Raw genomic sequence first — 8,106 nt, forward strand, 5'->3', positions numbered from 1 at the left:
GGACTCGACCTCGCACCCCTGTTCACCCCGCCGGCCGACGCCCTCGGGGCACCCCCGCAGCGCCGCCGCACCCGTCCCGCCGCCGGACCGCCCGACGCGCCGCTGGACCGTGACCTCATCGCCCGCGCGGCCCCCGCCCTCGACGACGGCCGTCCCGTGCATCTCACCGCCGCCGTCACCAACCGTGACCGCGCCGTCGGCACCCTGCTCGGCTGGACCGCCGGTCGACGGTGCCCCACCGGCCTGAGCGACGACACGGTGCGGATCGATTTGTACGGCAGCGCCGGGCAGTCCCTCGGTGCCTTCCTGCCCGTCGGCATCACCGTCACCGTCACCGGCGACGCCAACGACTATGTCGCCAAGGGCCTGTCCGGCGGACGGGTGGTGGTGCGCCCCGACCCGGCCGCGCCGTTCGACCCGCACGAGCAGATCGTCGCCGGCAACACCGTCCTGTACGGGGCCACCTCCGGGGAGTTGTTCCTGCACGGCCGGGTGGGGGAGCGCTTCGCGGTGCGCAATTCCGGCGCCGACGCCGTGTGCGAGGGCACCGGCGACCATGCCTGCGAGTACATGACCGGGGGCCGCGTCGTGATCCTCGGCGCCACCGGCCGCAACCTCGGCGCCGGCATGTCCGGGGGGCTGGCCTACGTCCTCGACCTCGAGCCCGGCCGCGTCAACACCGCCTCCGTGCAACTGCAGCCCGTCGACGACGGCGACCTCGCTCCGCTGCGTGACCTGATCGCCCGCCACCACGCGCGCACCGGATCGGCGGTCGCCGGGGAGATCCTCGCCGAGTGGCCCGGCAGTGCGGTCCGGTTCACCGCGGTGGTGCCCGAGGATCTGATCCGCGTCCGCGCCGCGGCGTGCGAGCGCCCCACCCCGGTGGGAGCCGACGGTGCCTGATCCCCGCGGATTCCTGCGCTACGACCGACGCGAACCGCCGCGCCGGCCCGCCGCCGAGCGCGTTCGCGACTGGGCGGAGGTGCACCGGGCGCAGCCCCCGGACGAGGAGGCGCTCTCGATCCGGGAGCAGGCCGCCCGCTGCATGGACTGCGGTATCCCCTTCTGCCACAGCGCCGGCACCGGCTGCCCGCTCGGCAACCTCATCCCCGAATGGAACGACCTGGTGCGTCGTGACCTGTGGGCCGAGGCCGCCGACCGGCTGCACGCCACCGACAACTTCCCCGAGTTCACCGGCCGGCTGTGCCCGGCACCCTGTGAATCCGCCTGCGTGCTCGCCCGGGACGACCACACCGCGGGCGTGACCGTCGAACGGATCGAGCGGGCGATCGCCGACCGGGCCTGGGCCGACGGCCGCGTGCCGCCGCGCCCCCCGGCCCGCAGCACCGGGAGATCCGTCGCCGTCGTCGGCTCCGGACCGGCGGGTCTCGCCGCGGCCCAGCAGCTCACCCGCGCCGGACACGCCGTGACCGTCCTCGAGCGCGCCGACCGGCTCGGCGGACTGCTGCGCTACGGCATCCCGGCGTTCAAGATGGACAAGGCCCTCGTCGACAGGCGCCTCGCGCAGATGCGCGCCGAGGGCACGGTCTTCCGCACCGGCACCGAGGCCGGGATCGACCCGGATGTCGCCACGCTACGGGCCGGCTTCGACGCGGTGGTCCTCGCGGTCGGGGCCGGCCGCGCCCGCGACCTGGCCGTCCCGGGGCGGGAACTCGGCGGGGTGCACCCCGCGATGGAGTACCTCGTCGCCGCCAACCACGAGTGCGAGGGCGACGGGCCCGCGGCCCTCACCGCCGCCGGACGGCACGTGGTGATCGTCGGCGGCGGGGACACCGGCGCCGACTGCTTCGGCACCGCACTGCGTCAGGGCGCGCGTTCCGTCACCCAGCTCGACTATCGGCCCCGGCCGCCCGGACGCCGCGACGAGGACGTCACGCCGTGGCCGCTCGCGCCGTGGGTGCTGCGAACGGCGCCCGCGCACGAGGAGGGCGGGACCCGCCGGTTCGAAGTGACGGTGCAGCGCTTCGTCGGTTCCCGTGGGCGGGTGCGGGCGCTCGAACTGGCCGAGGTCGACGCGCGCCGCCTCCCCCTCGGGGACCCCTTCGAGATTCCCTGCGACCTCGCCCTCCTCGCCGTCGGCTTCGAGGGGGTCCAGCGCGGACCGCTCCTCGACGCCCTCGGCCTGACCCCCGGCGTCCGGGGCACTCTCGACTGCGACGAGCGCTGGCAGACCTCGGCCCCGGGGGTGTTCGTGTGCGGCGACGCCCACCGCGGTGCGTCGCTGGTGGTGTGGGCGATCGCCGAGGGACGCGCGGCGGCGCGCGGTGTGGACGCGTTCCTCACGGGCGAGTCGGCGCTGCCGGCGCCGGTCCATCCCCGGTCGCTGCATCTGGACCCCCGGCGTTTCCCGGCTCGGCCGCCCGGGTAGGCCACCCGGGAGCGGCGCACCGGTCGCCGCAGGAAAGGAGCGTCATGAGCACGATCACCGAGTCGGTCGACGTCCATGTCCCGATCCGTACGGCCTACAACCAGTGGACGCAGTTCGAGGAGTTCCCCCGTTTCATGGAGGGCGTCGAGCGGATCCGCCAGATCGACGACACCCACACCCACTGGGTCGTCAAGGTCGCCGGCGGGACGAAGGAGTTCGACGCCACGATCACCGAGCAGCATCCCGACGAGCGCGTCGCATGGAGGTCCGACGCCGGGCCGGACCACGCCGGCGTGATCACCTTCCACCGGCTCGACGACACCACCACGCGGGTCACCGCGCAGATGGACATCGACCCCGAGGGCTTCTTCGAGAACGTCGCCGACAAGCTCGGCCTCCTCGATCGCCGCGTGAAGAGCGACATGCGGCACTTCAAGCAGTTCATCGAGGAACGCGGCGTCGCCGACGGCGCATGGCGCGGTGAGGTCGATCGTCCCGGCCCGTGACCGTGGACTTCCGACCGAAGGAGACCCCGTGACGGAGAAGAAGCCGACCGACGGCAACCGGCCCAAGGGGGGCCGGCCCGGCCCGGTGGACGAGGGCAGGAACGGCGGCATGGCGACTCGGGAGCACGCCCCGGAAATCGCCGAGAACCCCACCGCCGAGAACTCCACCGACGACTGATCGCAGAGGCCGGAAGGAGCGATGCGGCCGAACCGCATCGCCCCTTCCGCCGTCGCACGGGCTGTCGACGGTCACGGCATGCCGGGGTCGAGGGCGTCCTCCGTCGGCGCCGCCGACCCCGCTTCGAGCCCGCGCCCGGCTGTGATTCAGGCGCTCGCGGCCGCGGTGGCGCCGGATCCGCTCGCGCGCAGGTCCGTGAGGAAGGCGTTGGCCCACCGGTCGACGTCGTGGTGGAGCACCTGGGTACGCAGGGACTGCATCCGGCGCGCCGCCGTCGCCGGTTCCTCGGTGGCGGCGATGACGATCGCGCGTTTGACGGCGTCGAGATCGTGCGGGTTGACCAGATGAGCGCGGCGCAGCTCGCTGGCCGCCCCGGTGAACTCGCTCAGGACGAGGGCACCGGTGCCGTCGGTCCGGCAGGCGATGTACTCCTTGGCGACGAGGTTCATGCCGTCGCGCAGGGGTGTGACGAGCATGACGTCCGCCGCGCTGTACAGGGCCATGAGCTCGTCGCGGTCGACGGGCCGGTGCAGGTAGTGCACCACCGGCCGGCCCAGCTGCCCGTACTCGCCGTTGAGGTGGCCCACCTTGCGCTCGATGTCCTCGCGCAACTGGGCGTAGGCGGACACGCGCTCGCGACTCGGGGTGGCCAGCTGCACCATGACGACCTTCTCGGGGTCGAGGGTGCCCTCGTCGAGCAGCTCGTGCAGCGCCTCGAGCCGAATGTCGATGCCCTTGGTGTAGTCGAGCCGGTCCACGCCCAGCAGCAGGGTCTCGGGGTTGCCGAGTTCCTCGCGAACCTGCGCGGCCCGCTCACGGATGTGGGGGGACCGGACGCGTTCGGCGAAGTGGGCCGAGTCGATCGAGATGGGGAAGGCGCCGCCCTGCACCCGCCGGTCGCCGACGTCGACGGTGCCCACGCACGAGTCCAGGTCGGAGTGCGCGCTCGTGTGCAGACCGAGCAGCCGCTGTGCCAGGAACAGGAAGTTGCGGGCGCCGCCGGGCAGGTGGAAGCCCACCAGGTCGGCGCCGAGCAGGCCCTCCACGACGGCGGTGCGCCACGGCAGTTGCAGGAACAGCTCGGTGGGCGGGAAGGGGATGTGCAGGAAGAAGCCGATCTTCAGGTCGGGCCGGAGGTCGCGCAGCATCTTGGGCACGAGCTGGAGCTGGTAATCGTGCACCCACACCGTCGCGCCCGGGGCGGCCGCGTCGGCCGCGGCCTCGGCGAAGCGGCGGTTGACCGCGACGTATGTCCGCCACCACGTGCGGTCGTAGGCGGGAGCGACGATCGCGTCGTGGTACAGCGGCCACAGCGTCGCGTTGGAGAATCCCTCGTAGTAGCCGGCGACCTCGCCTTCGGTGAGGGAGACCGGATGCAGCGTGATGCCGTCCTCGGTGAACGGATCGAAGGCGACGTCGGGGGCGCCGGGCCAGCCCACCCACGCGCCGTCGGCGGCGCGCAGCACCGGCTCCAGGGCGGTGACGAGCCCGCCCGGGCTGCGGCGCCACCCGCCGCGCCCGTCGTCGGCCGACGGGTCGTAGTCCACGGGGAGCCGATTGGCCACCACCACCAGGTCCGCTGCGGTCATCGCGTCGCGCCTCCTTGCTCGACACCGGGGCCGGTCGCTCCGGCAACTGCCGTCGAACTCGTACTTATGACAAGTAGTTTTTGTGTATCACTCGGGGCGGGGCGGGGAGGCACTTCGCCGCGCTCGGTATCCCGGGAAGCGACGCCCCCGCACCCCGCCGGTAGATAATCTGTCTCGCACAATAGAAATTTTGTCAAATGGAAGATGCAATTACTGCGGAACACCGGCCCGGTGCGGTGCGACGGGGAGGGTATCGACGATGTCCTTCCCGCGGAGGGTGGCACGGGCTTGCTTGCCGGCGGTTTCGGCGCCCGGGTGCCGGGGTAATCCGGCTGCGGGGTGCCCGGCACCTACGTGCCGACACCGGCGGGCCGGCGAGACGGCCCGCGGAGGTACTACACACGAGCCTGTAGGAGGAATCGAAGATGGCGAAGTTCACCGTCCCCGGCCTGAGCGACAGCGAGGGCGTCCGGGTGGCCGAAGTGCTGCAGAATCGGCTCAGCGCCTACAACGACCTGCACCTCACCCTCAAGCACGTTCACTGGAACGTCGTGGGACCGAACTTCATCGGCGTGCACGAGATGATCGATCCGCAGGTCGACGCGGTCCGCGGATTCGCCGACGACGTCGCCGAACGCATCGCCGCGCTCGGGTCGTCCCCGAAGGGGACCGCGGGCGCGATCGAGAAGGACCGCTCGTGGGACGACTACTCGGTGGGGCGGGACACCGCCCAGGCCCACCTCGCCGCCCTCGACCTGGTGTACGACGGCGTGATCGGGGACTGCCGCAAGGCGATTTCGGAGGTCGGGGAGATCGATCCGATCACCGAGGACCTGCTCATCGGGCAGACGCGCGACCTCGAGAAGTTCCAGTGGTTCGTCCGAGCACATCTCGAGAACTCGGCCGGAACCCTCGCGCACGAGGGCGCGCGCACCGAACGGCAGGCCGCGGACGAAGCCCGCTGAGCGGGCGAGCCGCCGGCCGGGTCCTTCGCCCGCCGCTGCGCGCAGGCATCACCGGTCGCCGGACAGCGCATTGCACACCCCGCGCCGTCCGGCGGCCGGGGGTGTCCGCTGGAGGTCGCTCAGCTGTTGCCGTTGTCCGCCCGCAGGCGCGCGTTGTCCGACTCGAGTCGCGCATTGGCATCCTCGAGCCGGGCCTTGTCGGATTCCAGGCGAGCCTTGTCCGATTCGAGCCGGGCATTGTGGGATTCGAGACGTGCGTTGTGGGACGCCAGTTCGGCGTGGTTCGACTCGAGGCGGAAGATCTGGGCGATGCCGGCCAGATTGATGCCCTCGGCGAGGAGTTCGCCGATGCGTCGCAGGCGCGCCACGTCCTCGTCGCTGTAGCGGCGGGTGCCGCCTTCGGTGCGCGCGGGGCTGAGCAGTCCGCGGCGTTCGTACAGGCGCATGGACTGCGGATCGACCCCGGACAGCTCGGAGGCCACCGAGATGCCGTAGACACCGCGGCGGGAGTGCGGTAGCGGCTCCTTCCTCGTTTTCTCCATTTCAGATTCCCTCGTTCGGTGTCCTCGCTGCCATGGCCTCCGGTGTGCCGAATCTACCCGATCGCCACAGGAAACCTTCCGTGCCGGAGACAATTCCCGGGCGACGCCGGCGCGGACCCGGACCGCCGGGAAGCGGGCTCTCCGGTACGAATATCTCTCTTGTATGACACACATTTTATGCATCGCGTGGGGTGGCCGCGATCGATGCCGCGCCGTTTCCGTGCCCCGCCCCCGCCGTCCGGACGGGAGTGCCGTCCTGCGCCGCGGGCGCACCCCGCCGGATCCGTCTCCGTCACAGGGGGTTCCGCGGGCCGCTCCGGCACCGACGAGATCGGGCGCCGCATCCGGCGGAGGTACGGGGACGGCCGGACCGATGCCCGGGGCAACCGGACGTCGGCCCTCGGCCGAGCGGGCACGGCGTCGGCGCTGCACCGGCTGTGCTCCGCCACCGCCGCACGGGTACTAGGCTCGACCGCGTGACCCGACGCACCAAGATCGTTTGCACCATGGGCCCGGCCACGGCAGACCCCGAGGTCCTGAGGGAACTCGTCGACGCCGGGATGGACGTGGCCCGCCTCAACTTCAGCCACGGCGAACACGCCGATCACGAGGCCCACTACCGCCGCGTGCGGGAGGCCTCCGATACCAGCGGGCATGCCGTCGGCATCCTCGCCGACCTGCAGGGCCCGAAGATCCGCCTCGGCCGGTTCGCCGAGGGGCCGACGGTGTGGAATACCGGCGAGATCGTCCGGATCACCGTCGACGACGTCGAGGGAACCCACGACCGGGTCTCGACCACCTACAAGCAGCTCGCCGACGACGCGCGCCCGGGGGATCGCCTGCTCGTCGACGACGGCAAGGTCGGCCTGGTCGTCGAGCACGTCGAGGGCAGGGATGTGGTCTGCCGCGTCACCGAGGGTGGGCCGGTCAGCAACAACAAGGGCGTGTCCCTGCCGGGGATGAACATCTCGGTTCCGGCGCTGTCGGAGAAGGACATCGAGGATCTCGAGTTCGCCATGCGGCTCGGCGTGGACTTCGTCGCCTTGTCGTTCGTGCGCTCCCCGGCCGACATCGAGCTCGTGCACGAGGTGATGGATCGGGTGGGCCACCGCGTGCCGGTGATCGCCAAGCTCGAGAAGCCCGAGGCCATCGAGAATCTCGAGGCGGTCGTGCTGGCGTTCGATGCGGTGATGGTCGCCCGCGGTGACCTCGGCGTCGAGATGCCGCTCGAGGAGGTGCCGCTGGTGCAGAAGCGGGCGATCCAGATCGCCCGCGAGAACGCCAAGCCCGTCATCGTGGCCACGCAGATGCTCGAGTCGATGATCGAGAACTCCCGGCCGACCCGCGCCGAGGCCTCCGACGTCGCCAACGCGGTCCTCGACGGTGCGGACGCGGTGATGCTCTCCGGCGAGACGTCGGTGGGCAAGTACCCGGTCGAGACGGTGCGGACGATGGCCCGCATCATCGCGGCCGTGGAGTCCGATCCCACCCGGGTGCCGGCGCTGACCCACGTGCCGCGCACCAAGCGCGGGGTGATCTCCTACGCGGCGCGCGACATCGGCGAGCGGCTCGACGCCAAGGCGCTGGTGGCGTTCACCCAGTCCGGCGACACGGTGCGGCGCCTGGCGCGGCTGCACACCCGGCTGCCGCTGCTGGCGTTCACCCCGGTCCCGCACATCCGCAGCCAGCTGGCGCTGACATGGGGCACCGAGACCTTCTCCGTCGAGCCGGTCGACACGACCGACGTGATGGTGCAGCAGGTCGACGCGGCGCTGCTCTCGCTCGGCCGGTACCAGCGCGGCGACCTCGTGGTCATCGTGGCCGGGTCCCCGCCCGGCCGCTCCGGGTCGACCAACCTGATCCACGTGCACCGGATCGGGGAGAAGGACACCCATTGAGCCGTCGCACCGCGACCGATCTCGAGGTCCTCGTCGACC

7 protein-coding genes and 1 pseudogene are annotated in these 8,106 nt (G+C 71.9%); 6 read left to right on the forward strand and 2 right to left on the reverse strand.

The window, feature by feature from the left end; genetic code table 11:
- The 4 genes and pseudogenes from CQZ88_RS31375 to CQZ88_RS29965 all read left to right on the forward strand — a co-directional run.
- Positions 1–903: pseudogene (locus CQZ88_RS31375) on the forward strand (glutamate synthase subunit alpha); the annotation flags it as partial.
- On the forward strand, positions 896–2,389 hold the full coding sequence (locus CQZ88_RS19000) for a glutamate synthase subunit beta (RefSeq protein WP_050035332.1): 1,494 nt from the start codon (positions 896–898) through the stop codon (positions 2,387–2,389). The pseudogene CQZ88_RS31375 and the gene CQZ88_RS19000, both read left to right, overlap by 8 nt.
- A 44-nt stretch (positions 2,390–2,433) precedes the next feature.
- Positions 2,434–2,895 carry an SRPBCC family protein gene (locus CQZ88_RS19005; protein ID WP_006947046.1) on the forward strand — a complete coding sequence of 154 codons (462 nt, stop codon included), beginning with the start codon at positions 2,434–2,436 and terminating at the stop codon, positions 2,893–2,895.
- 28 nt (positions 2,896–2,923) lie between these two features.
- Positions 2,924–3,073, forward strand: a complete 150-nt coding sequence (locus CQZ88_RS29965) for a hypothetical protein (protein ID WP_006947049.1) — start codon at positions 2,924–2,926, stop codon at positions 3,071–3,073.
- A 146-nt stretch (positions 3,074–3,219) separates the two neighbouring features.
- Here CQZ88_RS29965 and CQZ88_RS19010 read toward each other — a convergent pair whose 3' ends face one another.
- On the reverse strand, positions 3,220–4,662 hold the full coding sequence (locus CQZ88_RS19010; protein ID WP_102800156.1) for a trehalose-6-phosphate synthase: 1,443 nt from the start codon (positions 4,660–4,662) through the stop codon (positions 3,220–3,222).
- A 425-nt stretch (positions 4,663–5,087) separates the two neighbouring features.
- On the opposite strand from CQZ88_RS19010, the gene CQZ88_RS19015 reads away from it, so the two are divergent.
- Positions 5,088–5,627 carry a Dps family protein gene (locus CQZ88_RS19015; RefSeq protein ID WP_006947051.1) on the forward strand — a complete coding sequence of 180 codons (540 nt, stop codon included), beginning with the start codon at positions 5,088–5,090 and terminating at the stop codon, positions 5,625–5,627.
- A 119-nt stretch (positions 5,628–5,746) separates the two neighbouring features.
- On the opposite strand, the gene CQZ88_RS19020 is transcribed toward CQZ88_RS19015, so the two are convergent.
- A complete protein-coding gene (locus CQZ88_RS19020) occupies positions 5,747–6,169 on the reverse strand; it encodes a MerR family transcriptional regulator (protein WP_006947052.1) in 423 nt (140 codons plus the stop codon).
- 476 nt (positions 6,170–6,645) lie between these two features.
- Between CQZ88_RS19020 and pyk the strand changes: the two genes are divergently transcribed.
- Positions 6,646–8,067 carry a pyruvate kinase gene (gene pyk, locus CQZ88_RS19025; protein ID WP_006947055.1) on the forward strand — a complete coding sequence of 474 codons (1,422 nt, stop codon included), beginning with the start codon at positions 6,646–6,648 and terminating at the stop codon, positions 8,065–8,067.
- Positions 8,068–8,106: the final 39 nt, after the last annotated feature.

Origin of the sequence: Rhodococcus sp. ENV425, from assembly GCF_002887785.1 — a bacterium.
Lineage (GTDB): Bacteria > Actinomycetota > Actinomycetes > Mycobacteriales > Mycobacteriaceae > Rhodococcus > Rhodococcus aetherivorans.